This is a genomic window from Paraburkholderia atlantica (genome assembly GCF_000092885.1).
Classification (GTDB): domain Bacteria; phylum Pseudomonadota; class Gammaproteobacteria; order Burkholderiales; family Burkholderiaceae; genus Paraburkholderia; species Paraburkholderia atlantica.
On the sequence record NC_014118.1, the window covers coordinates 310155 to 332524 of the forward strand.

At 64.8% G+C, this 22370-nt stretch carries 22 protein-coding genes; 11 read left to right on the forward strand and 11 right to left on the reverse strand.

Annotation, left to right across the window (positions count from 1 at the left end; translation table 11 throughout):
- Positions 1 to 53 precede the first annotated feature (53 nt).
- Complete coding sequence (gene pcaF, locus BC1002_RS17450) at positions 54 to 1256, forward strand: 3-oxoadipyl-CoA thiolase (RefSeq protein WP_013091318.1); 1203 nt, start codon at positions 54 to 56, stop codon at positions 1254 to 1256.
- A 147-nt stretch (positions 1257 to 1403) separates the two neighbouring features.
- On the opposite strand, the gene dmeF is transcribed toward pcaF, so the two are convergent.
- Both dmeF and BC1002_RS17460 read right to left on the reverse strand, forming a co-directional pair.
- Positions 1404 to 2330 (reverse strand): CDF family Co(II)/Ni(II) efflux transporter DmeF, encoded by a 927-nt coding sequence (gene dmeF, locus BC1002_RS17455; protein ID WP_013091319.1) that lies wholly within the window; start codon positions 2328 to 2330, stop codon positions 1404 to 1406.
- 7 nt (positions 2331 to 2337) lie between these two features.
- Positions 2338 to 2613 carry a metal/formaldehyde-sensitive transcriptional repressor gene (locus tag BC1002_RS17460; protein ID WP_013091320.1) on the reverse strand — a complete coding sequence of 92 codons (276 nt, stop codon included), beginning with the start codon at positions 2611 to 2613 and terminating at the stop codon, positions 2338 to 2340.
- A 227-nt stretch (positions 2614 to 2840) separates the two neighbouring features.
- Between BC1002_RS17460 and BC1002_RS17465 the strand changes: the two genes are divergently transcribed.
- The 3 genes from BC1002_RS17465 to BC1002_RS17475 all read left to right on the forward strand — a co-directional run bounded on the left by BC1002_RS17465 (position 2841) and on the right by BC1002_RS17475 (position 5084).
- Entirely contained in the window at positions 2841 to 3416 is a 576-nt protein-coding gene (locus BC1002_RS17465) for a hypothetical protein (RefSeq protein ID WP_013091321.1), read from the forward strand.
- 271 nt (positions 3417 to 3687) lie between these two features.
- Complete coding sequence (locus BC1002_RS17470; protein WP_013091322.1) at positions 3688 to 4641, forward strand: hypothetical protein; 954 nt, start codon at positions 3688 to 3690, stop codon at positions 4639 to 4641.
- The gene (locus BC1002_RS17475) at positions 4632 to 5084 is read left to right on the forward strand and encodes a hypothetical protein (RefSeq protein ID WP_238537983.1); all 453 of its coding nucleotides are present in this window, start codon (positions 4632 to 4634) and stop codon (positions 5082 to 5084) included. The genes BC1002_RS17470 and BC1002_RS17475 overlap by 10 nt, the downstream gene beginning before the upstream one ends.
- Positions 5085 to 5203: 119 nt before the next feature.
- On the opposite strand, the gene BC1002_RS17480 is transcribed toward BC1002_RS17475, so the two are convergent.
- Positions 5204 to 6412, reverse strand: coding sequence for a sensor histidine kinase (locus BC1002_RS17480; protein ID WP_013091323.1), 1209 nt, complete (start codon positions 6410 to 6412; stop codon positions 5204 to 5206).
- On the opposite strand from BC1002_RS17480, the gene BC1002_RS17485 reads away from it, so the two are divergent.
- Positions 6411 to 6992: a response regulator gene (locus BC1002_RS17485; protein ID WP_238537984.1), complete on the forward strand. Its 582-nt coding sequence runs from the start codon at positions 6411 to 6413 to the stop codon at positions 6990 to 6992. The two genes, BC1002_RS17480 and BC1002_RS17485, sit on opposite strands and share 2 nt — an antisense overlap.
- A gap of 29 nt (positions 6993 to 7021) precedes the next feature.
- Here BC1002_RS17485 and BC1002_RS17490 read toward each other — a convergent pair whose 3' ends face one another.
- A complete protein-coding gene (locus BC1002_RS17490; protein ID WP_013091325.1) occupies positions 7022 to 7924 on the reverse strand; it encodes a LysR family transcriptional regulator in 903 nt (300 codons plus the stop codon).
- A gap of 107 nt (positions 7925 to 8031) precedes the next feature.
- On the opposite strand from BC1002_RS17490, the gene BC1002_RS17495 reads away from it, so the two are divergent.
- Positions 8032 to 8907 carry an aldo/keto reductase family oxidoreductase gene (locus tag BC1002_RS17495; RefSeq protein ID WP_013091326.1) on the forward strand — a complete coding sequence of 292 codons (876 nt, stop codon included), beginning with the start codon at positions 8032 to 8034 and terminating at the stop codon, positions 8905 to 8907.
- Here BC1002_RS17495 and BC1002_RS17500 read toward each other — a convergent pair whose 3' ends face one another.
- A complete protein-coding gene (locus BC1002_RS17500; RefSeq protein ID WP_013091327.1) occupies positions 8908 to 9816 on the reverse strand; it encodes a LysR family transcriptional regulator in 909 nt (302 codons plus the stop codon).
- A gap of 70 nt (positions 9817 to 9886) precedes the next feature.
- Between BC1002_RS17500 and BC1002_RS17505 the strand changes: the two genes are divergently transcribed.
- Together BC1002_RS17505 and BC1002_RS17510 are read left to right on the forward strand one after the other, a co-directional pair.
- Complete coding sequence (locus tag BC1002_RS17505; RefSeq protein WP_013091328.1) at positions 9887 to 10711, forward strand: NAD(P)H-dependent oxidoreductase; 825 nt, start codon at positions 9887 to 9889, stop codon at positions 10709 to 10711.
- A gap of 156 nt (positions 10712 to 10867) precedes the next feature.
- Positions 10868 to 11722, forward strand: a complete 855-nt coding sequence (locus BC1002_RS17510) for an alpha/beta hydrolase (protein ID WP_013091329.1) — start codon at positions 10868 to 10870, stop codon at positions 11720 to 11722.
- A gap of 22 nt (positions 11723 to 11744) precedes the next feature.
- Here the strand turns inward: BC1002_RS17510 and BC1002_RS17515 are convergent, their stop codons facing one another.
- Positions 11745 to 13037, reverse strand: a complete 1293-nt coding sequence (locus tag BC1002_RS17515) for an aspartate carbamoyltransferase (RefSeq protein WP_013091330.1) — start codon at positions 13035 to 13037, stop codon at positions 11745 to 11747.
- Between the two features lie 438 nt (positions 13038 to 13475).
- On the opposite strand from BC1002_RS17515, the gene dapA reads away from it, so the two are divergent.
- Entirely contained in the window at positions 13476 to 14384 is a 909-nt protein-coding gene (dapA, locus tag BC1002_RS17520; protein ID WP_013091331.1) for a 4-hydroxy-tetrahydrodipicolinate synthase, read from the forward strand.
- Here the strand turns inward: dapA and BC1002_RS17525 are convergent.
- Together BC1002_RS17525 and BC1002_RS17530 are read right to left on the reverse strand one after the other, a co-directional pair.
- On the reverse strand, positions 14377 to 16461 hold the full coding sequence (locus tag BC1002_RS17525) for a putative bifunctional diguanylate cyclase/phosphodiesterase (RefSeq protein ID WP_013091332.1): 2085 nt from the start codon (positions 16459 to 16461) through the stop codon (positions 14377 to 14379). The two genes, dapA and BC1002_RS17525, sit on opposite strands and share 8 nt — an antisense overlap.
- Positions 16462 to 16614: 153 nt before the next feature.
- A complete protein-coding gene (locus BC1002_RS17530; protein ID WP_013091333.1) occupies positions 16615 to 17070 on the reverse strand; it encodes a rhodanese-like domain-containing protein in 456 nt (151 codons plus the stop codon).
- 107 nt (positions 17071 to 17177) lie between these two features.
- Between BC1002_RS17530 and ftrA the strand changes: the two genes are divergently transcribed.
- A complete protein-coding gene (ftrA, locus tag BC1002_RS17535) occupies positions 17178 to 18137 on the forward strand; it encodes a transcriptional regulator FtrA (protein ID WP_013091334.1) in 960 nt (319 codons plus the stop codon).
- A gap of 48 nt (positions 18138 to 18185) precedes the next feature.
- On the opposite strand, the gene BC1002_RS17540 is transcribed toward ftrA, so the two are convergent.
- Together BC1002_RS17540 and BC1002_RS17545 are read right to left on the reverse strand one after the other, a co-directional pair.
- Positions 18186 to 18671, reverse strand: a complete 486-nt coding sequence (locus BC1002_RS17540) for a hypothetical protein (RefSeq protein ID WP_013091335.1) — start codon at positions 18669 to 18671, stop codon at positions 18186 to 18188.
- Between the two features lie 38 nt (positions 18672 to 18709).
- Positions 18710 to 19060: a tlde1 domain-containing protein gene (locus BC1002_RS17545; protein ID WP_337999507.1), complete on the reverse strand. Its 351-nt coding sequence runs from the start codon at positions 19058 to 19060 to the stop codon at positions 18710 to 18712.
- 376 nt (positions 19061 to 19436) lie between these two features.
- On the opposite strand from BC1002_RS17545, the gene BC1002_RS17550 reads away from it, so the two are divergent.
- Positions 19437 to 20654, forward strand: a complete 1218-nt coding sequence (locus BC1002_RS17550) for a DUF2252 domain-containing protein (RefSeq protein ID WP_013091336.1) — start codon at positions 19437 to 19439, stop codon at positions 20652 to 20654.
- Between the two features lie 186 nt (positions 20655 to 20840).
- Here BC1002_RS17550 and BC1002_RS17555 read toward each other — a convergent pair whose 3' ends face one another.
- Positions 20841 to 22319 carry a DASS family sodium-coupled anion symporter gene (locus BC1002_RS17555; RefSeq protein WP_013091337.1) on the reverse strand — a complete coding sequence of 493 codons (1479 nt, stop codon included), beginning with the start codon at positions 22317 to 22319 and terminating at the stop codon, positions 20841 to 20843.
- Positions 22320 to 22370: the final 51 nt, after the last annotated feature.

The following is a 22370-nucleotide window of genomic DNA, read 5'->3' on the forward strand; positions in this document are numbered from 1 at the left end:
AGGCCAGCCGCGACGCGGCGCAGCGCACGCAGCATCTCAACTGGAGACATCTCATGACCGAAGCATTCCTGTGCGATGCGATTCGCACCCCCATTGGCCGCTATGCGGGTTCGCTGTCGTCGGTGCGTGCCGACGACCTGGGCGCAGTGCCGCTCAAGGCGCTGATGGAGCGTAACAAGAACGTCGACTGGAGCGCGATCGACGACGTGATCTACGGCTGCGCGAACCAGGCCGGTGAAGACAACCGCAACGTCGCGCGCATGTCGCTGCTGCTCGCGGGCCTGCCGAAGGACGTGCCGGGCTCGACGGTCAACCGGCTGTGCGGCTCGGGCATGGATGCGGTCGGCATCGCCGCGCGCGCGATCAAGTCGGGCGAAGCCGCGCTGATGATCGCCGGCGGCGTCGAAAGCATGAGCCGTGCGCCGTTCGTGATGCCCAAGGCGACCAGCGCGTTCACGCGTCAGAACGAGGTCTACGACACGACAATCGGCTGGCGTTTCGTAAACCCGCTGATGAAGAAGCTGTACGGCGTCGACTCGATGCCGGAAACCGGCGAAAACGTCGCGACCGACTACAACATCAGCCGCGCCGATCAGGACGCGTTCGCGCTGCGTAGCCAGCAGAAGGCCGCGCGCGCGCAACGCGACGGCACGCTTGCGCAGGAAATCGTCGGCGTGACGATCGCGCAGAAGAAGGGCGATCCGATCACGGTCACGCAGGACGAGCATCCGCGCGAAACGAGCCTCGAAGCGCTCGCGAAGCTGAAGGGCGTCGTGCGTCCGGACGGCACGGTGACGGCCGGCAACGCGTCGGGCGTGAACGACGGCGCGGCCGCGTTGCTGCTCGCCAACGAAGAAACTGCGAAGCGCTTCGGCCTGACGCCGCGCGCCCGCGTGCTCGGCGTGGCGACGGCAGGCGTCGAGCCGCGCGTGATGGGTATCGGCCCGGCACCGGCCACGCAGAAACTGCTCGCGCGTCTGGGCATGACGATCGACCAGTTCGACGTGATCGAGCTGAACGAAGCGTTCGCCTCGCAAGGTATCGCCGTGCTGCGCGCGCTCGGCGTCGCCGACGACGATCCCCGCGTGAACCCGAACGGCGGCGCGATCGCGCTCGGCCACCCGCTCGGCATGAGCGGCGCGCGTCTGGTGACGACCGCGACGTATCAACTGCAACGCACGCAGGGCCGCTTCGCGCTGTGCACGATGTGTATCGGCGTCGGCCAGGGCATCGCGATCGCGATCGAGCGCGTGTGACGTGTAAGCGGGTTTAGCGCGAGGTTCGGTTCTCGCGCTGCGCGGGTCTCCGCGCAAGCTGGATAGTAAAAGGCAGAAGGGCCGGCGTGTCATCGAGACACGCCGGCCCTTTGTTTTGCTTGCGCCGTGTTGCGTCGGGCGAAACCGTTATGACGCCGCTTCGACGGTCAGATGCATGACCTCATGCACCGGCGCGAGCCGCGCGCGGATCGTATCGGCCGTAACGCCGCCATGCGTGCGCACGCTGACGATCGCCGCTCGCGCTTCCGGACCGATCTGCCAGACGTGCAGGTCGGCGATCTCGGCGTCGCCGTGCGAATTGAGGATTTCGCGGATTTCGCCGGCAACGTGCTCATCGGTTTTGTCCAGCAGCACGCCGGCCGTGTCGCGCATCAGCGTCCATGCCCAGCGCGCGATGACGATCGATCCGACGATTCCCATCAGCGGGTCCAGCCAGACCCACCCGAGATAGCGGCCGGCCAGCAGGGCCACGATCGCCAGCACCGAGGTTAGCGCATCGGCGAGCACGTGAACGTAGGCGGAACGCAGGTTGTTGTCGGACCCGTGCGCGTGGCCGTGATGGTGGTGATGATGGTCGTGATCGTGAGACCCATGGTGCGCATGGCCGCCCGATAGCAGCAACGCGCTGACGATGTTCACGACCAGTCCGATCGCCGCAATCACCGCGGCCTGTCCGAACGCGACGCCGGTGGGATGAACGAGCCGGACCGCCGATTCGATACCGATGCCAAGCGACACCAGCGCGAGAATCAACGCCGAAGCGAAGCCGGCAAGCTCGCCCACTTTTCCGGTCCCGAAACTGAAAGCGCGGTTGGCCGAGTTGCGTCTCGCGAACGCGTACGCGAGCGCCGCGATGCCGAGTGCGCCGGCGTGCGTCGCCATGTGGAAGCCATCGGCGAGCAGCGCCATCGAGCCGGTCATGTAACCGGCGGCGATCTCGCCGATCATCATGACAACGGTAAGCGCGACGACGGAGCGGGTCCGGCGTGCGTTTTCGTCGTGCGAGCTGCCGAGAAACGAGTGCTCGTGCTTGCGGATCAGATTGTCAGTCATACGAAACCTACTTCGAATATCGGCGGATCGCTCCAACCAATGCATCCACTCCCTTCTTGCGCTGGTTGGCCGTCAGGTCCGGATGTGCGACATGCTCGCGCGCGTGCGCCTCGACGATTTCGTCGAGCAGGCCGTTCATTGCGCCGCGGGTTGCGGCCACCAGATGCAGGACCTTTTCGCAATCGGCGTCCGACTCCAGCGAACGCTCGATAGCCTGAACCTGGCCCGCGATGCGGCGAACGCGCTTCAATAAGCCATCCTTGTGTGTGCTCAGATGTGACATAGCTATACCCCCTAGGGGTATGGATGATAGCACGGTACTGAGATCGCGTTTTCGGTGGGTGACGGCGGCCATGCCGGTGCAACATCGGCAAATCGTTCGCGCCATACTGTCTGTGGACGCGGAGTTCATAACGCCGGGCACGAATGCTGCGTAGCACGAGGCGATCTCGCGCGACGCGCATTACCGACCGTCGAGCCATCTTGATACCTTTAACGAGGAGAACGCGGATGAAAACAGCGACGAAAGCTGCAGCACTGATCATCGCGGCGGCCGCGGCCTCGCTGGCATGCGCGCAGGACGACATGGCGAGCGCCGCCCAGGCGGTGCTCAGCGCGGCGCAGCCGGTGCATATGACGGCGGAGATCGTGGGCATCGATGCGGGCAACCGCTCGCTGACGCTGAAGGGATCGGGCGGCAACGTCGCGATCGTGCTCGTGAGTCAGCAGGTCGCTGGCTTCGATCAACTGAAGATCGGCGATCGCGTCGACGTGCTCTACAAGAATGCGCTGCTCACGAAGGCGGAAAAGGTCAGCGGCGCGGGCAAGGGGATTCGCGAGCGGGCCGACAAGCAGAGCTATGCGCCGGCGTCGGGCGGTTACGAATCGGCGCGACAGACCGAGGTGCTCGCGACCGTACTGAAGATCGATCACAAACAGCGCCTCGTGACGCTGCGCGGCGCCTATCAGACACAGACGTTTCGGGCGGCGCCCGACGTCGACCTGAGCGACGTGAAGGTCGGCGATACCTTGCATGCGGTGTTCGTGTCGGCCGCCGCGGTGCAGGTGATGCCAGTGGGCCGGTGAGCGGCTGAGATCGCGGCCGGTTCCAGCGGCAGAGAATGTTTCGCAAACTATGTCGAGATATGTCGCGGCTCCCGCCGAATGCCCGCAAAGCCTTGCCTGGCGGCCCGGCGTACGGTGAAACAGCGCGACATATCTTCCCTGATGATTTCCATGGGGTGTCCTTCTATAGTCCGTTCGTCGCCACACGGCAGTGACGCAAGTGGCCCGAATCCAGCAAGGACATATCGTGAAAATTCGTTCATTCGCAGGTTCCGACAAGGTCTGCGCCAGCATGGCTCGAGGCGCGCTGCGCAAGGCGGTGTTGGGTGCGGCCGCCGCCGTGTTAGCGCTCGGCAGCGCATCGGCGTTCGCCTGGTCGGGTCATGGCACCGCGTACACGTCGCGCGGCGTCTATAACGGCGCGCACTACGGCTCCTGCGGCGGCGGTAGCTGTTCGCATGCGGGCAGCGTGGCTGGCCCCTATGGCGGCTTCGCGAGCAACACAGGCACGGTCACGCGCACGGCGCCCGGCCAGTTCTCGAACTCGGGTACCGCGACGGGCCGCTACGGCAACACCGTGCAGCACTCGGGCGACACCAGTTGCGCGGGCGGTACCTGCTCGCATACCGGCACGATGACAGGCCCCGACGGCAAAACGGCGACGACGTCCGGCGACGTGACGCGCACCGCGCCCGGCCAGTATTCGTCGTCGGGCTCGATCACCGGGTCGAACGGTAATACGGTCAATCATTCGGCGTCGACCAGTTGCGCGGGTTCGACCTGCGCGCGCTCGGGCACGGTGACGGGTCCGGACAACAACAGCGTCTATCACTCGGGCACCGCGACGCGGGTCGCGCCCGGCGTCGTGACGACCTCGACGAGCGTGACCGGCACGCAGGGCCACACGGTGACGTCGAGCGGTACGGTGGTCACAGACGGAGTGGTGGTCGCGGGCGGGACCACGACGACGACCGGTACGACCGTGGTCGTCGCGCCGAAGCCGGTGGTGGTCGCGCCGCCGCCTCCGCCGCCGCCGGTGGTCATTCCGCCGCCGGTCGTGTACGTGCCACCGAAGCCCGTCGTGGTGACGCCGCCGCCGGCCTATGTTCCGCCGCCTCCGGTGGTGTACGTGCCGCCGCCCGCCGTCTACGTGGCGCCGCGTCCCGTGTATGTCGCGCCGCGGGCTGCCGTCTGGGTGCCGGGCCATTGGGTCGGACGCGTGTGGGTGCCGGCGCATTGGGTCTGACGATGGGCGCGGCGATGCGAATCAGAACCTGCGTCGAATCGTGGCGCTCAAATCGCGCCGCGCGGTGCGACGCGATGTGCGAAATGGCAGATTCGCGATCAGCACCTGTGGAGGAGGCGGCGCGCCATTCGCGAGCGGAACGGTCCGCGTGGCGCGCGCTCCGCAAAACGGCCGCACTCGCGACGATCGTCGTGGTGACCTTGCTGGAGATCCGCGCAGTCATCGACGCCAGCAACCCCAACGATGACCCTCGCTTGATTCCCACTACCAGCGCGACTAGAGACTGTTCCGCGCGCTACGCCGCGATGCTCGATCTGGCCGAACTCGCGCGGCGTGACGGCAAATCGTCCGAGGTGGTCGTGCGTGGATTGAGCGAAAAGAACGGCGCGATGAGCGAGTGCCTGCCCGCAGGTCGGGTCAGGCCTGCATCGCAATTACGTTGAATGCGGCCGCGTCAGATCGCATTCCAGAAAAATCGCGCCGGAGATCGGATTGAACACGTACAGCCTCGATCTGCTCGGGGAACCGCGCAGTATGCAGATGGATCATGCGATGGGTCGGGTTATTGAACGTGCAGCGGAAACCGGATCTCGAACGTGGTCCCCACGCCCTCGCGCGACGCAAACTCGATCTGCCCATCGAGCACTCGGCATAGCTCGCGGACGATCGCGAGCCCGAGCCCCGTGCCGGGGGTTTCCTCGCCGGCCGCGCGCTCGAACTCGTCGAACACGCGCTCCGCGTCGGCGGGCGCAATGCCGACACCGGTGTCTGACACGCGAATCGTCCAGTGTTCGGCGCCATGCATCGCGAACCGGAATTCGACTTGCCCCGTCTTCGTGTACTTGATCGCATTGTTCAATAGATTGACCGCGATCTGCTTCAGCTTCAGCCGGTTCGACGTGACAACCGGCAGCGCCGGATCGAACGCGCTGTGCAACGCCAGTCCCTTCGCGTCGATCGACGGCTGCGTGGATGCGACGAGTTCGTCGAAGAGTTCACGCAAATCGACGTCTTCGAGCACGAGTGTCGCCGAGTCGCCGAGCACGACCGAGTACTCCACCATCTGGTCGACCAGCTGCTTCATGTCGGCGGCCTGACGGTTCGCGAGTGTCAGCGCGGCTTCGGCTTGTGACGGCGCTCGCTCGATCAGTTGCAGCGCCACCGAGAACGCGTTGAGGAAATTGCGCAGATCGTGCACGACGCTGCGCGTGATGTGCATGCGCGAATCATACAGATCGCCGACCAGCCGTTGCTTGCGCGTCAATTCGAAATTCGCGCGTTCGAGCCGGCTTGTGTATTCATCGATCTTGCGATCGCGCTCGCCGACCACTTCCTTGATCGACGCATACGTGACCACGCTGAACGCTTCGGCGATCAGACGCCGCGCGCGGCTCTCGTGACGGCGCGTGCACGTCCGGTCGCGTTCGACGAATTCTTCGAGCGCTTCGACGAGCACCTGCTCAAAGAGGTCCAGTTCGCGCACCAGCTCTTCGATCCGGTAGCCCTGCTGCCAACGGACATTGCCGTGTTTCTTCGCGTCGCGCTCGATCGATGGTTCGGCGCGTTCGAGATCTTCGGCATCGAGCGCCCCGCACAACTGGTCGAGGATTTCCGGCAGATGGTCGGCCAGCTGTTGATAGGTGAGCTTGTCCGCTTCGACGAGATCGACGTCGTTGGCGACGGCGTGCATCCATTGCCGCGTCAGACGGCCGCGTTCCGCACGGATGAAGTTGGCCAAATTGCGCAGCGGGCTCACGCGTCGGTCGGTCATGATGGATACCGGAGTGGAGTTTTCTACAACATACAAACACGCGAACGGCTCCGAACGCCTCGATTTGGCGCGGGCACCGCAGGCCTGTTCTCGCCGGCAATCGGCCAGGCATCCGATGCGCGCCGGCAACCCGCGTCATTATCCGCGCAATTGCCGCCTGTGGAACACCTCTTGCGAGACTCTGCTCAGACAAAGAAGCAAGTTTCGTCAGCAAACCATGATGTATTCGATATTGCTGGTGGACGACGAACCGGAAATTCTAGCCGCATGGCGGCTGATACTGGAAAGCGAAGGGTATGAGGTGAGTTGCGCGAGCAACGGCGCCGAAGCGCTCGCTTGTGTCGTCGCTCACGTTCCCGACCTGATTGTTACGGACTGGATGATGCCGATCATGGACGGCGCGGAGTTGTGCCGCCGTTTGAAATCGATGCCGCTATCGGTCGACGTGCCGATTCTGGTCCACACCGCCGTGCCGCCCCCGGACAGCGATGCGCAGTACTGCAGCGCATGTTTGCTGAAGCCGATCGGCGCGGATCTGTTTCTGACCACGATCGCGCAACTCTGCGCGCCACGGTGCTGATACGGCACGATCACCGTCGTGTGATCGAGTCAACTGCGTGTTGAGTCGGCCTTCAGGAAATCGACGAACGCGCGCAGCGGCGCGGGCACATGGCGATGGCCGGGATAGTACAGAAAAGGCCCTGAAAACCGCTGCCACCACGGTTCGAGAATCGCTTCGAGCGCGCCGCTGTCAAGCTGCGGGCGCAGCATGTCTTCGAACAGGTGAATGACGCCGAGACCCGCGACTGCGCCGCTGACCGCGAGGTCGATCGCGGCGCCCGGCCGCACCAGCAGCGGTCCGGTCGGATTCAATTGCAGCAGTTCGCCATCGCGCTCGAAGTACCAGGTCGGCATCGCGCCGCTCGCGAACTGGCCGCGCAGGCAGGCATGCGCGAGCAGTTCGCTGGGATGCTCCGGACGGCCGTGCGCGTCGAGATACGCGGGCGACGCGGCGGTCGCGAAGCGCTGCACGCGTGCGCCGATCGGCACGGCGATCATGTCCTGTTCGAGGCGTTCGTCGTAGCGAATACCCGCATCGCAACCGATCGACAGCACATCGACGAAACCATCCTCGACCACCACTTCGACGCGAATATCCGGGTACTGCTTCAGAAAGCGCGCGAGCACGTCGGGCAGCACGATGCGCGCGACGCTCGACGGCACGTTGAGCTTCAGCGTGCCGGTCGGCTTGTCGCGAAAGCCGTTCAGCACGTCGAGCGCCGCTTCCATTTCGCCGAACAGCGGCGTCAGCTTCTCGATCAGACGCAGCCCGGCCTCGGTCGGCGCGACACTGCGCGTGGTGCGGTTCAACAGGCGCAGCCCGAGTTTCGTTTCCAGGCGCCGCACCGCGACGCTCAGACTCGACGCCGACACACCGCTCACACGCGCCGCGTCGCGAAAGCCGCCGGCGCGGGAGACCGAAACGAAGGCGGCCAGATCATTCAGTTCCATGACGATTGATTGTGCAGAATTTTGAACAACCCGTACACGTTAGACCGGTTTATTGAACAACGCAATTCCGGCGATACTGCCGCTCATCACTTCACAAGGAGATCGTGATGCCGAACTTCAGCTCCATCGACACTTTCGTGCTCGCCGGCCGCGCAGTGCGGCGCATGGGCTATGGCGCGATGCAGCTGGCCGGCCCCGGCGTGTTCGGGCCGCCGAAAGACCGCGCCGCGGCGCTCGCGGTGCTGCGCGAGGCGGTCGCGTCGGGCGTCGACCACATCGATACCAGCGATTTTTACGGGCCGCACGTGACCAATCAGGTGATCCGCGAGGCGCTGCACCCGTATCCGCGCGATCTGACGATCGTCACGAAGGTCGGCGCGGTGCGCGACAGCGCCGGTGGCTGGCTGCCGGCGCAGGAGCCCGCCGATCTCGAGCGCGCGGTGCACGACAATCTGCGCAACCTCGGGCTCGACGCACTCGACGTGGTCAACCTGCGCGTGATGGGCAACGTGCACGCGCCGAGCGAGGGCTCGATCGAAAAGCAGGTCACGGCGCTCGCCGAGCTGCAGCAGCGCGGGCTCGTGCGTCATGTCGGCCTGAGCAACGTGACGGCCGCGCAGATTGCCGAAGCGCAGCGCATCACGAAGGTCGTGTGCGTGCAGAACCACTATAACCTCGTGCATCGCGACGACGATGCGTTGATCGATGCGCTCGCGGAGCAGGGCATTGCCTACGTGCCGTTTTTTCCGCTGGGCGGCTTCACGCCGATTCAATCGTCGGAGCTGTCGGAGCTTGCGCGCACGCTCGAGGCCACACCGATGCAGGTCGCGCTCGCCTGGCTGTTGCATCGGGCGCCTAACATTCTGCTGATTCCTGGCACGTCTTCGGTGGCCCATCTGCGCGAAAACCTGCAGTCGGCGCAGTTGAAGCTCAGCGACGAGGTGCTCGATCAACTGGATGCGATCGGCGCTGAAAAGGGCTGATCACACCGACGCCGCAATAAAGTCCCGCAACCATTGATGCGCGGGATCGCGATGCACGCGCTCGTGCCATAGCATCGCCATCGCGTAGCCCGGCACCTCGACCGGCGGCTCGACCATCCGCAATGTGTCCGAGCCGCGCACGAGACGCGCGGGCAGCATCCCCACGAGATCCGTGCTCGCGAGCACCGACTGCATGAACAGAAAGTGCGGCACCGACAGCACGACCTTGCGCGCCAGCCCCGCCTTTGCGAGCGTCTCGTCGGTGACGCCGAAAAAGCCGCCGCCATCGGGCGACACGATCACGTGTTCGAGCTTGCAGAACTGCGCGAGGGTGGGCCGGCGCTTGAGCTTCGGATGACCCGCGCGGCCGACCAGCACGTAGCGCTCGGCAAACAGAACGCGACGGCGCAAGCCTTCGGGCGCGCCTTCGCTCGTATGAAAGCCGAGATCGATATCGCCCTGTTCGGCCTGCCGAGCGAGCCGCGGCGGCACCGCCTCGACGATCGCCAGGCGCGTGCCGGGCGCAACCGCGCGCAAGCCCGCGAGCATCGGCAGGATGATCGTCGACTCCGCGTAGTCCGTTGCGGCGATGCGCCAGGTTTGTGTCGCCGCGGCCGGATCGAACGGGCTGGTTGGCGCAACGGCGCGCTGTAGTGCGTCGAGCGCTTCGCGCAATGGCTCGCGCAGTTCTTGCGCTTTCGCGGTGGGCCGCATGCCACGCGGTCCCGGCAGTAACAGCGGATCGCCGAATACGTCGCGCAGTTTTGCCAGATGCACGCTGACCGACGGCTGCGAGAAGTTCAGCCGTTCGGCGGCGCGGGTCACGTTGTGCTCCTCGAGCAGCACATCGAGCGTGACGAGCAGGTTCAGGTCGAGTCTTCTGAGATTAACCACGGCAATACCTGACATATTGGGAATTCATTTCCAATATACCGCGGCGATGCCTATCGTGACTGTTTTCAGCCACCAAGGTCCCATCATGAACGTTCTTATCATCTATGCGCATCCCGAACCGAAATCGTTGAACGGTTCGCTGAAGGACTTCGCTGTCCGCCATCTGGAACGCGCCGGCCATACGGTGCAGGTGTCCGATCTGTACGCGATGAACTGGAAAGCGTCGCTCGATGCACACGACACCAGCGAGCGTCATAGCGCCGAGCGCTTCTTCGCGTCGCTCGAATCGAAGCATGCGTTCGAAAACGGCTTGCAGAGCGAGGACATCGCGCGCGAGCAGGACAAGCTGAAGTGGGCCGATGCGGTGATCCTGCAGTTTCCCCTCTGGTGGTTCTCGATGCCGGCGATCATGAAGGGCTGGGTGGAGCGCGTCTATGCGTACGGACTCGCGTATGGCGTCGGCGAGCATTCCGATGCGCGCTGGGGCGAGCGCTACGGCGAGGGCCGTTTCGCGGGCAAGCGCGCGATGCTGGTCGTCACGACGGGCGGCTGGGAGTCGCACTACAGCGCGCGCGGCATCAACGGTCCGATCGACGACGTGCTGTTCCCGATCCAGCACGGCGTGCTGTACTACCCTGGCTTCGACGTTTTGCCGCCGTTCGTCGTCTACCGCACGAGCCGCGTCGACGACGCGAAGTATGCTGAAGTCAGCGAGGCGCTCGGGCGACGGCTCGACACGCTGTGGACAACCACGCCGATCGCGTTCCGGCCGCAGAATGGAGGTGCGTATGAGATTCCAGCGCTCACATTGCGGGACGATCTGGCGCCGGGGCAGATTGGATTTGCCGTGCACGTCGAAGAAGCGGGCGTAGAGGCCGCAACGCAAGCGGCCGAAGCAGCTGAAGCCTGACTGGATCGTATGTTTCACTGAAATATGGTTGTAAGTCGCCATTGCTAGAGTCGTCGACGGACGTAGGCCGAGGCATGCCGGGACGGTTTTATTCCGGATGCCTGATAAAGGTAAGCAGCCGGAAGCTAGCGGAAACAAGCGGAAGGGCGACCCACCATGAATCCAGTTCGTACGTTCTGGCTCATCTTGATACTGATCGCATCGCCCGCGTGGGCGTTCCAGTCGCGCGTCGTCACGATCCCGAGCGCGGCGATGCATCGTACGTTCGACGCGACCGTCGTGCTGCCCGATCAGTACGCGCGCGGCAACCAGGCCGCGCGCTTTCCGGTCGTCTATGTGTTGCACGGCTCAGGCGGCGATTACACGGACTGGACCGCGAATTCGCATATCGGCAAGCTCGCCGATCGCTATCAGATGATCCTCGTGATGCCGGACGGTGGCCGCGATAGCTGGTACATCGATAGTCCCGTCGATCCGCGCAGCCGCTATGAAACCTACGTGGGCACCGAAGTGGTGGGCTATATCGACGGCCATTTCCGCACGATCGCGACGAGACAGGCGCGCGCGATCACGGGCTTGAGCATGGGCGGATTCGGCGCGCTACGCATTGCGCTCGACATGCCCGACGCGTTCGGCGCGGCCGGCAGCATCAGCGGCGCGGTGGACCCGCGCAGCAGCGAGGACGAGCCCGGCATCGAGCGGGTGTTCGGCGACCCGTCCCAACATGCGGACTTCTGGGATAGCCAGGCGATCGTCGCTAACGCGGAGGACTTCGGCCGCGACCATATCGCGCTGACGATCGATTGCGGCGTGAACGACTCGCTCGTGCAATCGAACCGTCTGCTGCATGAGCGGCTCGTCGAACTCGGCGTACCGCACGATTATGCCGAACGGCCCGGCGGCCATACATGGAAGTACTGGTCGAACGCGGTCAAATATCAGGTGCTGTTCTTTGCCGGCACATTCAGGCAGGCGGCGCGCGAAATGCGTGACGCGCGCGCCGCGGCCTGAGGGGCGGACACCGCTGTCCGCGTCAATCGATGCCGTGAAACACTGCGTCGTCCGGGCCGAGGTAGACGGGCGGGCGCCACGTGGCATCGCGCATCGAATGCTGGACCTGTTTGTCGACGCCGAGCAGTACCGCGAAAATCGCCATCCGCACCGGAATGCCGTTGTCGGTCTGCCGGAAAATCGCGAGCCGCGAATCGTGATTGAGGTCGGTGCTCAGATCGTTCGCGCCGGGGCGGCTGTCGCGCGGCAGCGGGTGCATGATCAGCGTGTCGGCGCCGCACATGCTATCGACGAGCGCCTGGTTGATCTGAAAGTCGGGCGTGTAGCCTTCGAACGATTCGTCGGTGAAGCGCTCCTTCTGGATGCGCGTCGCATATACGACGTCGGCGCCGCGCAGACCGGTGCGCAGGTCGTGCGTCTGTTCGATCACGTGACCGTTGCGCGAAATCTGCTCGATGATATAGCCCGGCATTTCGAGCATCGGCGGCGAAATCAGCGTGAACTTGATGCCGCGATAGAGCGCCAGCAGCTTCACGAGCGAATGCACGGTACGTCCGTACTTGAGATCGCCGACCAGAGCGATATGCGCGCCGTCGACGATCTTGCCCAGGCGCGAGAACTCACGCTGGATCGTGTACAGATCGAGCAGCGCCTGGCTCGGATGCTCGCCGGGACCGTCTCCCCCGTTGATCACCGGCACGTTGGTCGCGCGCGCGAATTCGGCCACCGAGCCTTGCTCCGGGTGGCGGATCACCAGCGCGTCGACATAGCCGCTCATCACGCGGCTCGTGTCGTAGATCGATTCGCCCTTGGCCATCGACGAAAACGTGAAGCCGGTCGTGTCGCACACCGAGCCGCCGAGCCGGCAGAACGCCGCGCCGAAGCTCACGCGGGTGCGCGTGCTCGCCTCGAAGAACAGATTGCCGAGCACCGCGCCTTCGAGCACGCGCGAGATTTTGCGGCGCCGGGCGATCGGCTGCATGATGTCGGCGACGCGAAAGAGCGCCTCGACCGAGTCGCGCGAAAACTGATCGACCGACAGCAACTGCGGCTTGCCCTCGAACAGCATCTGGCTTGCAAGCGATTGCGAGTCTACGCTTTGCGTATATCCTTCGCCCGGCTCCGTGTTCGCGACGATCTCCGACACGAAACGCTCGACGATTTCCGGCATCGCCCGCGATTCCTGCGAGTCGTCCGGCAGCAGCCATGTATCCAGCGCCCGGCGCGACACGCCGATGCGGTTAGCGAACGTATCGCGCGTCATGTTGAGACGACGCATCGCGTCGCGTAGGAAGGCTTGTTGCGGAACGCTCATGAGGGCACCTATCGCAAGTGTAGGGTCGGCGGGAGTAAGACAGCAAAATGCGTTGATGTACGCGGTGCGTATATTAGTTTCCGGCGCGTAGATGTCAAGCGTTTTCCCGCGCGAGTTGCTTCGTGAGGCGCCGAACGCCCCGCGGCGCGGGTTTCGCGGTTACACTGCGGTGCATGCACTCCGGCCCTATGTTCCCGCTCCGTTCGTCGACCTTCGCCCGCGCCGCTCTGGCGAGCGCAGCGGTCGCACGCGCGAACGGTGTTTCGCGTAACGTCGGCGCCAAAGCCAAAAAACAGCCGCTCATCTGACCGGAGCGCGCAGTTCCGTCGTCAGATGTGCGACGGAACGACCGGTCGACCGCCCGCCTGCGGCCTTCTCCTGTGTTCTCCCTTGCACCGCTGACCCGGATTCGATACGGTCGTCATCGAGGTAGAAAACATGTCTGATTTCTCGGGTATCTGGATTCCGCTGATCACGCCGTTCGCCGACGACGCCGTCGATCACGCCGCGTTGCGCGCGCTGGTGAGCCGCTATGCCGACGCCGGCGTGGCCGGGCTCGTCGCGCTCGGCACGACCGGCGAGCCCGCCACGCTCGACGCCGCCGAACAGGACGCCGTGCTCGCGACGATTCTCGACGCCGCGCAGGCCCTCGCCAACGCCGCGAACGCCACCGACGCGCAGCGGCGCCCGCTGCCGGTGCTGGTCGGCGTCTCGGGCAATCACACCGCGAGCATGCGCGCACGGATCGAGCAGCTGAATCCGTTGCCGATTGCCGGCGTGCTGATCGCCGCGCCGTATTACACGCGGCCCGCACAGGACGGCATCGTCGCGCACTTCAGCGCGCTAGCCGACGCGAGCGCGCATCCGGTCGTGCTTTACGACATACCGCAGCGCACCGGGGTGCGGCTGGAACTCGACACGCTGCTCACGCTCGCCGCGCATCCGCGAATCCAGGCGATCAAGGATTGCGCCGGTTCGCTCGACACGACGCTCGCGCTGATTCGCGACGGCCGTCTGCAGGTGCTCGCCGGCAACGACATCGAGGTCTTCTCGACGCTGTGCGCGGGTGGCAGTGGGGCGATCGCGGCGTCCGCGCATTGGCGGCCCGAGCGTTTCGTCGCGCTGTACCAGGCGTTGACGGAGGGCCGGCTCGACGAAGGACGGCGCATTTTTCACGCGCTCGTGCCGCAGATCCAGCTCGCTTTCGCGGAACCGAATCCCGCGCCGGTGAAGGCGCTGCTCGCGGCGGTGGGGTGGGTGCGCAACGAATTGCGATTGCCGATGACGCGCGCAAGCGAGGCGTTGACCGAACGGCTCGCGGCGTTGGGAGAGACGCCGCTTAGATAGACACTCCGCTCGCGGCGATCATTCTGCTGCGGAGCATGGCGCCGAAGTCTTCGGCGCTGACCGGCTTGCCGAGCAGATAGCCCTGCATTTCGTCGCACATCATCGAGCGCAGCTTGTCGAGTTGCGATTGGGTCTCGACGCCCTCGGCGACCACGTCCATTTCGAGCGAGTGCGCGAGCGCGATGATCGCCGACACGATCGCGCTGCCCGCCGCGCCGTTCGCGTCGAGACCGTGGGTGAAGAAGCGGTCGATCTTCAGCTGCTTCACCTGAAAGCGCTGCAGATACGCGAGGCTCGAATAGCCGGTGCCGAAGTCGTCGATCGAGATGTCGAAGCCGCTCGCCTGAAACGCGCGGATCACGTCGACAGTGCGCGCGGCGTCCTGCATCGCGACGCTCTCGGTGATCTCGAACATGATCTGCTCGCACGCGACGCCCTCGGTCCTGACGATCTCGAGGATTGTCTCGACGAGGTCCGGCTGCAGCAATTGACGCGGCGACAGATTGATCGCCACCTTCATCGCCGGCAGGCCCTGTTCGATCCAGCCGCGAATGCGCCGGCAGGTTTCGCGCACGACCCAGTAACCAATCTGCACGATCTGCCCGGAGCGCTCGGCGACCGGGATGAATTCGGCCGGCGTCAGTGTGCCCAGCTCTGGATCGTGAAGGCGGATCAGCGCCTCGGCGCCCGCGAGCGCGTCGCCGCCGCGCTGAAACTTGGGTTGGAACACCAGCGAAAAACGCTCATTCGCGAACGCGTCGTGCAGCACTTGCTGGATCTGCAGCGTGCGCGTGGCGGCCTCGTTCATGCTGCGCTCGAAGAAGCGGTAGGTGCCGCGGCCGGCGCGCTTCGCTTCGTACATTGCGGCGTCCGCGTGCTGGAGCAGCGTCTCGACGCTGTCGCCATCGCGCGGATAGAGCGCGATGCCGATGCTCGGCATTACCTGCAGCGGTTGTTCGTCGCTCCACGTGCCTTGGCGCATCCGCTCGAGCACGCCGTCGGCGAGCGCGGCGGCGTCGTCGCCGCTCGTGAGATGTTCCGCGAGCACGACGAACTCGTCGCCGCCGAGCCGCGCGACGGTGTCGCTCGAACGCACGCATTGCTGCAGGCGTTGCGCGAAGGCGGACAGCACCGCGTCGCCGGCCGAGTGACCGAGCGAATCGTTGATCGTCTTGAAGCCGTCGAGATCCATGAACAGCACCGCGAACGACGTGCGCTGTCGGCGCGCGCCGCTAATCGCGCGTTCGATCCGCTCGGTCAGCGTCGCGCGGTTCGGCAGGCCCGTCAGTGCGTCGAGCGTCGCGAGCCGCACGATCTGGCCGTTCAGCTTCGACACCGCGCCGAGCAAAAAAGTGGTGCGCACGTCGAAGCGCGACAGCATCAGCGTGACGATCAGCACCGCGAACGTGAGCAGGATCACCGCGGTGGCCAGCCATTGCGCGTCCATGTCGCTGGCCGCGCCGCAAATCGCACCGGGCGCGAAATCCGCGGCTGCCATGGCCGTGTAGTGCATGCCACTGATCGCGACGCCCATCACCAGCGCCGCGGCCAGCCGCTTGCGCGCGATATGACGCTCGTGTTCGTTGCTGAGCGCGCGCGCCATCCACAGCGCGGCGCTCGATGCACCGATCGCGATCGCGACCGAGGCCGCGAACCACACAGGCTGGTAGTGGATCGCGGGCGCCATGCGCAGCGCCGCCATCCCGGTGTAGTGCATGCCGGCGATACCGATTCCCATCACCGCGCCGCCCGCCAGCAGCCGGGCCGGCGTCAGGCGCTGCTGGGTCGTCAGGAAGAGCGCCAGATAGGAAGCGCCGATCGCGAGGGCCAGCGAATAGGCGGTCAACCCGAGGTCATAGCCGAGCGGGATCGGCAGCGAGAACGCGAGCATCGCGACGAAGTGCATCGACCAGATGCCGACGCCGAGCGCGAGCGCGCCGCCGAGCCGCCATGCCTGCCGCCGGCGCGCCGAGGCGAGCAGGAAGATGCGGCCCGTCAGATCGAGCGCGGTGTACGACGCGAGCGTCGCGACCGCGAACGAAATCGCCACGAGCCACAGGTTGTAAGAACTATGCATGTTGGGTCCGCCGCGCGAGGAATGCGGCTTGACATCTTATCGGCACTTTTCCAATTTTGTTTAACTAATTTGCGCCTGGCTAACAGGGGCCAAAACGGGCTCGCGGCAGAGGGCGGATACCGCGCTGGACGGCGTGCCGAAGTGCGGACCGCGCTATGCGGCGGAGCGCGGATCGGACGACGGATCGGCGTCCTGACGGCTCAGTGCGAAACCCTCGTCGAGCCAGCCGGTGACACCGCCTGTCATCAGCTTGACGGGCCGCCCGAGCTGGGCGAGCCGCAGTGCGCCGCGCGCCGCGCCGTTGCAGTGCGGGCCCGCGCAGTAGGTGACGAACAGCGTGTCCGGCGCATAAGCCGCGAGCTTCGACGCGACGATCTTGCCGTGCGGCAAATTCAGCGCGCCTGGTACGTGGCCCTGCGCGAACAGCGCGGGACTGCGCACGTCGAGCAGCACGAAGCCGGGCGCGCCGCTCGCGAGCGCGGCGTGGACGTCGGCGCAATCGGTTTCGAAGCGCAGCGACGCGTGGAAGTGCGCGATCGCGTCGGCGCTGTCGGCGGCGGGGATCGCGGTGACGGCGTTCGCGGCGGTGGTGAGGTTGTCGTGAGTCATGGCAAGGAACGAGAAGTTGATCGGGTGTCTGGTAGCCGGGTCGATTATGACGAGCGGCTTGTCACCCGGTAAGTGGCGTGATCGTCAAACTTCGGTAACATCGCGCCATGCACAATCATCTCGTCGTCGCTCTGGCCTATGACCGGCTCTGCACCTTCGAATTCGGCTGCGTGACCGAACTGTTCGCACTCGAGCGTCCCGAGCTCGGCGTGCCGTGGTATCGCTTCGCGGTCTGCGCGGGCGAGCCCGGTCCGATCCGCGCGGCGGGCGGCATCACGCTGGCCGCGCCGTACACGCTGCGGCTGCTGGCGAGCGCCGACACGATCGTGATTCCGGGTTGGCGCGATGCCGACGAAGTGCCGCCGGCCGCGCTGCTGCGCAGGCTTCGCGCGGCCTACGAGCGCGGCGCGCGGCTGTGCTCGATCTGCTCGGGCGTGTTCGTGCTCGCGGCGGCCGGCGTGCTCGACGGCAAGACCGTGACGACCCATTGGCGCTACGCGGACAAGTTGCAGCAGCGCTACCCGCAACTGCGCGTGCAGCCTGACGCGCTGTATGTCGATGAAGGGCAGGTGATCACGTCGGCGGGATCGGCGGCCGGGCTGGACATGCTGCTGCATCTGGTGCGACGCGATCATGGCAGCGCGGTCGCGAATCGGGTCGCGCAACGGCTCGTGGTGCCGCCGCATCGCGAAGGTGGCCAGGCGCAGTTCGTGCCGCGCCCGATGCCGCACGACGAAAGCGGACGTATCGCGAAGCTGATGGACTGGGTGCGCAGCCATGCCGCCGAGCCGCATACGCTGCACTCGCTGGCCGGGCGCGCGGCAATGAGCCCGCGCACGCTGCAACGGCAGTTCCGCGACGCGACCGGCATGGCGCCTTATGAATGGCTCGTCAGGGAGCGTGTCGCACTTGCCCGTGAGTTGCTCGAAGCGGCGACGCCGTTGCCCATGGCACGCGTCGCCGAGCTGGCGGGGTTCGGGTCGGAGGAGTCGTTGCGGCGGCATTTTCGCCGGATCGCGTTGACGAGTCCGGGGGCGTATCGGCGCAGGTTTGGCGGGGAGGGATGAGTGGGGCTGGATGATGCGATGAAGGTTCTCGTCGCGATGAACACCTGATCAGACGAGCGAGCGCCGATGGCTTGCTATCGCATAGCAGGTCCCGCTCATCACGAAGGCGAGTATCGCGATGGAGGTCGCTGGAAAAGCCCAGTCCAGCAGACGATAAGCACGATCGGCACCGTAGGTTGATTTAAGCCATGTCCACAACGGATGCGACGCGTTGATGACGCTGGACATGTATTCGAACCACCAGAACGCATTCGCCAGCAACAGCAGCGCGGTCGCATCGAACGCCAGCAACGATGCATAGAAGTCGAAGTTCGAGCCTGTCGAGCGTACCCACTGTCGATACCCGTAGGCAAGGAGTCCACTGACGGCCACCGCGGCGACAAGCAACGACAGCCCGAAGGCAAGGTCGAGCCGTTCGTCGACCGTATCGGCGCCGTAAGCGTCAAGCCGGAACTGCCACACCGGATTCGCGATGTCGAGAATCGACTCTCCGAACCATGTCCACCACATGGCGCTGGCGCCCGCGAAAGCCATTAGCGCCAGTATTCCTGATAGAACGAGGGCAGTTTTTTTCATTGAACCGTCAACACACCATAAGCGGACAGCAACGTTCCTTGGACCGGGTTGCGCGGTGTGCTGCCAAAGATCGCCCGGATATGATGCCAATCGCTCAGGGACTCGATGGCAATACAGCCTTGGCTAATGCCAATCCCTTTGGGATGCAACCGGAACGCACCGCGCTGGATTCCGTCGCAGATGGTGATGTCATCGATCTTTCCGTCGAGCGCATACAGCGCATACCATTCGTTGATTCCGTTGCCGCGCAAGTGGTTGCCGAGCCAGTCCCTGATCGCGCCGAGTCGTCCCCCGGACTGCCGGTCAAAGATGTAATACCTGCCGGGAGGGATCGCTTGTTCACGTATTCACCCATTCCCGAAAACGCGGGAACCGAGAGTGCGCCAATCTTGAAATTGGTCAGGGGCTTGTCGTTCAGTTCAAAAGTACATTGCAGCACGTTCCCTTCCTGAATATTAGTTAGTTATCCGCGTCATCGAATTCGAAACACCGCATGAGCATGGAAGTACACCTTGAGCGGGAATCGGTTTGCGCATCGTATTACACTGCTGGCTCAAGCGATACGGTCTTACAAAAATTTGACAAACGTCCGGCTGAGTTCTTTCTGGTTGCGACACAGAGAAGCTGCACCCGGGTTGGCTCGCATTGAATTCGCGGCACGCGCCGAGGTCACGGCAGCAGGCATGGAGCTCACGTCGAGCTTGCTCATTCACGGAACCCGCTATGTCCGACATCGCAAAGATCATCGCCAGTTTCAACGCCGGGCGCGACCCCGAGCGGCTCGCGATGAAATACAAAGCCATGCGCGGCTCGCCGTTCGTGTTTCTGCGCGGCACCTGTCATCTTTTCTATCAGCGTCTGCCGCGCACGAACGTGCTCGACGACGCGCCGCACGTGTGGATCTGCGGCGACATGCACTTCGAAAATTTCGGCAGCTACAAGGGCGACAATCGCCTCGTCTACTTCGACAACAACGACTTCGACGAAGCCTGTCTCGCCCCGGCTCCGTACGAGCTCGTGCGTCTGTTGACGAGCGTGCTGGTCGGCGCGGCCGACCTGAAGCTGAGCCGCGCTGAAGCGCTCGCGCTATGCCACACCGCGCTCGATGCCTATGGCGCCGCTCTCGCGTACGGCAAGTCGCGCTGGATCGAAGCGGAGACCGCGACCGGCATGGTCCGCGATCTGTTCGTCGCGCTCGCGAGCCGCACGCGCGCCGCGCATCTGGACCGGCGCACCGTGCTCAAGGGCAAGACGCGCATGCTGAAGGTCGACGGCAAGAAAGCGCTGCCGGTCAGCGATGAAAGACGCGCGGCGGTCGTGCAGTTCATGCAGCAGTTCGCCGCGACGGAGCCGAATCCCGATTTCTACCGCACGCTCGATGTCGCGCGACGCATCGCGGGCACGGGCAGCCTCGGTGTCGATCGCTATGTGATTCTGGTCGAGGGCAAGGGTTCGCCCGATGGCAACTATCTGATCGATCTGAAGCAGGCGCTGTCATCGTCGGTCAGTGCGCACGTGACGGCAACGCAGCCGCAGTGGCAGACCGAAGCGCAGCGTGTCGTCGAAGTGCAGCGGCGCAATCAGGCGGTTTCGCAGGCCTTTTTGCACGCGGTCGAATTCAACCAGCGCTCCTACGTGCTGCGGAGTTTGCAGCCGTCGGAAGATCGCGTCGCGCTTGCCGACTGGGACGGCAAGCTGCCGCGGCTCGCAGCGGTGATCAACAGCATGGCCGAGTTGAGCGCGTGGGCGCATCTGCGCAGCGGAGGGCGGCAGAAGTCGGCGATCGCGGACGATCTGATTGCTTTTGGCAGTCGGCGCGATTGGCAACTGCCGCTGATCGATCTGGCGACGCAGTGTGAGGCGCAGGTCGCGGCGGATTGGAAGGCTTATTGCGAAGCTTATGACCGCGGGAGTTTCGAGGCGGGCGGCGCGGGCGAGTAAACGATCTTCGTATTGCCGCCCGGCCAGAGCGTCAGCGCCGCGGACGGCGTCGCGGTGATCGGCGGCGCTCGATGACGACCGGCGAGGTTGCGCGAGTCAGGCCCGCTCGCGATTGACGAAGCGGGAAGCGCAGCAGGATCACGTGTGCGCGAGCCGTACGGTCCGCGCGTCGAAAGTCGCGTTGTCTCATACGTGGCCCAGCACCTTCCACCAAAGCGGCCCAACCACCAGCCAGGCGACCATGTAAAACAGGCTCATCAGAAAGCCCGCCTTCCACCATTCGCCCTGGGTCACGTAGCCCGCGCCGAACATGACCGGCCCGGAGCCGATGCCATATTGCGTCAGGCAACCGTTCACATTGCTCAGGATGCCGAGCGAGACCGCGGCGACGAAGGGCGGGACGCCGGCGGCGACCATCAGCGCCATCGAAAGTGGAAACAGCGCGCTGATATGCGCGGTGGCGCTGGCGAAAAAGTAGTGAATGTAAACATAGATCGCCGCCACCAGCATATAGACGGCCAGCATCGGAAAGCCCGCGAGATGCGCGCCGAATTCCTTGCCGAACCAGGCCACCATGCCGTACTCGTTGAGCTTGGAGGCCAGCATGATGAGCAGGCCGATCCAGATCATCGTGTCCCAGGCGGACTTCTCGTTCAGCGCATCCTGCCAGGTCAGCACGCCGCTGATGAACAGCAACGAAACGCCGATCGCCGCCGCGAGCGTCGCGCCGATGCCGATATCGTCGCCGAACACCCACAGCACCAGCAAGCCGACGAAGATGCACGCCATGATGATTTCTTTGACCGAGATGGAGCCCATCGTTGCGAGCTCTCGTTGCGCGAGATCGGTCGCATCGGGGGTGCGTCTGACGTGCGGCGGGGCGATCCACAGCATCGCGATCGGAATTACGGCGAGGCACAAAAGACCGGGGATCGACGCCGCCAGCGCCCAGTCGAGCCAGCTGATCGAGACGCCCTGGTCCGCGGCCAGCTTGACCACCAGCGGATTGCCCGCCATCGCCGTGATGAACATACCCGCCGTGATGATGTTCGCGTGAAAGGCGCAGAGAATCAGATAGCGTCCCACCTTCGCGCGAGATTCCGGATCGTCGGCGTGACTGCCCAGCACTTCGGAAATCGCCCGCGTGATCGGCAGCATCACGCCGCCCGCGCGCGCGGTGATGCTCGGCATCGCCGGGGAGATCACGAGTTCGGTCAACACGAGCCCGTAGCCGAGTCCCGTCGTGCGCTTTCCCAGCGATCGCATGAACAGAAGCGCGATGCGGCGGCCAAGGCCGGTCTTGATCACGCCGCGTGAAATGAAAAACGCCAGCATCACGAGCCAGACGAGGTCGGTGCCGGTGGATCGGGTGACGTCGGCGAACGTCAGGACGCCGACCAGCACACCGATGGTCGAGCCGATGATGGCAACCACCGACATCGGCAGCGGGGCGGTCATAATCCCCGCAATGGTCGCGACGAACACGGCGAACATATGCCACGCCTTCGGCTGCAGGCCGGCGGGCGCGGGCAAAAACCACAGCACGAGGCCGATCGCGATCGGTACCAGATATTTCCAGATGCCCGCCGGCAGTCCGACCGACGGCTTTGGCGTGGCGGGCGGGGAGCTGGTGGGCTGTGAAACCTTGGCAGGTGTGGGAGCCATGATGGACCTCGTGCCGGCGTTGCTGGGTATTTTCGAAGTGCGCGGGAAAGC

What these genes read in the sequence shown, in the direction of transcription:
- pcaF (WP_013091318.1), top strand. Translation starts at nt 54, where the DNA reads ATGACCGAAGCATTCCTGTGCGATGCGATTCGCACCCCCATTGGCCGC.
- dmeF (WP_013091319.1), bottom strand. Translation starts at nt 2,330, where the DNA reads ATGACTGACAATCTGATCCGCAAGCACGAGCACTCGTTTCTCGGCAGC.
- BC1002_RS17460 (WP_013091320.1), bottom strand. Translation starts at nt 2,613, where the DNA reads ATGTCACATCTGAGCACACACAAGGATGGCTTATTGAAGCGCGTTCGC.
- BC1002_RS17465 (WP_013091321.1), top strand. Translation starts at nt 2,841, where the DNA reads ATGAAAACAGCGACGAAAGCTGCAGCACTGATCATCGCGGCGGCCGCG.
- BC1002_RS17470 (WP_013091322.1), top strand. Translation starts at nt 3,688, where the DNA reads ATGGCTCGAGGCGCGCTGCGCAAGGCGGTGTTGGGTGCGGCCGCCGCC.
- BC1002_RS17485 (WP_238537984.1), top strand. Translation starts at nt 6,411, where the DNA reads ATGATGGATACCGGAGTGGAGTTTTCTACAACATACAAACACGCGAAC.
- BC1002_RS17480 (WP_013091323.1), bottom strand. Translation starts at nt 6,412, where the DNA reads ATGACCGACCGACGCGTGAGCCCGCTGCGCAATTTGGCCAACTTCATC.
- BC1002_RS17490 (WP_013091325.1), bottom strand. Translation starts at nt 7,924, where the DNA reads ATGGAACTGAATGATCTGGCCGCCTTCGTTTCGGTCTCCCGCGCCGGC.
- BC1002_RS17495 (WP_013091326.1), top strand. Translation starts at nt 8,032, where the DNA reads ATGCCGAACTTCAGCTCCATCGACACTTTCGTGCTCGCCGGCCGCGCA.
- BC1002_RS17500 (WP_013091327.1), bottom strand. Translation starts at nt 9,816, where the DNA reads ATGTCAGGTATTGCCGTGGTTAATCTCAGAAGACTCGACCTGAACCTG.
- BC1002_RS17505 (WP_013091328.1), top strand. Translation starts at nt 9,887, where the DNA reads ATGAACGTTCTTATCATCTATGCGCATCCCGAACCGAAATCGTTGAAC.
- BC1002_RS17510 (WP_013091329.1), top strand. Translation starts at nt 10,868, where the DNA reads ATGAATCCAGTTCGTACGTTCTGGCTCATCTTGATACTGATCGCATCG.
- BC1002_RS17515 (WP_013091330.1), bottom strand. Translation starts at nt 13,037, where the DNA reads ATGAGCGTTCCGCAACAAGCCTTCCTACGCGACGCGATGCGTCGTCTC.
- dapA (WP_013091331.1), top strand. Translation starts at nt 13,476, where the DNA reads ATGTCTGATTTCTCGGGTATCTGGATTCCGCTGATCACGCCGTTCGCC.
- BC1002_RS17525 (WP_013091332.1), bottom strand. Translation starts at nt 16,461, where the DNA reads ATGCATAGTTCTTACAACCTGTGGCTCGTGGCGATTTCGTTCGCGGTC.
- BC1002_RS17530 (WP_013091333.1), bottom strand. Translation starts at nt 17,070, where the DNA reads ATGACTCACGACAACCTCACCACCGCCGCGAACGCCGTCACCGCGATC.
- ftrA (WP_013091334.1), top strand. Translation starts at nt 17,178, where the DNA reads ATGCACAATCATCTCGTCGTCGCTCTGGCCTATGACCGGCTCTGCACC.
- BC1002_RS17540 (WP_013091335.1), bottom strand. Translation starts at nt 18,671, where the DNA reads ATGGCTTTCGCGGGCGCCAGCGCCATGTGGTGGACATGGTTCGGAGAG.
- BC1002_RS17550 (WP_013091336.1), top strand. Translation starts at nt 19,437, where the DNA reads ATGTCCGACATCGCAAAGATCATCGCCAGTTTCAACGCCGGGCGCGAC.
- BC1002_RS17555 (WP_013091337.1), bottom strand. Translation starts at nt 22,319, where the DNA reads ATGGCTCCCACACCTGCCAAGGTTTCACAGCCCACCAGCTCCCCGCCC.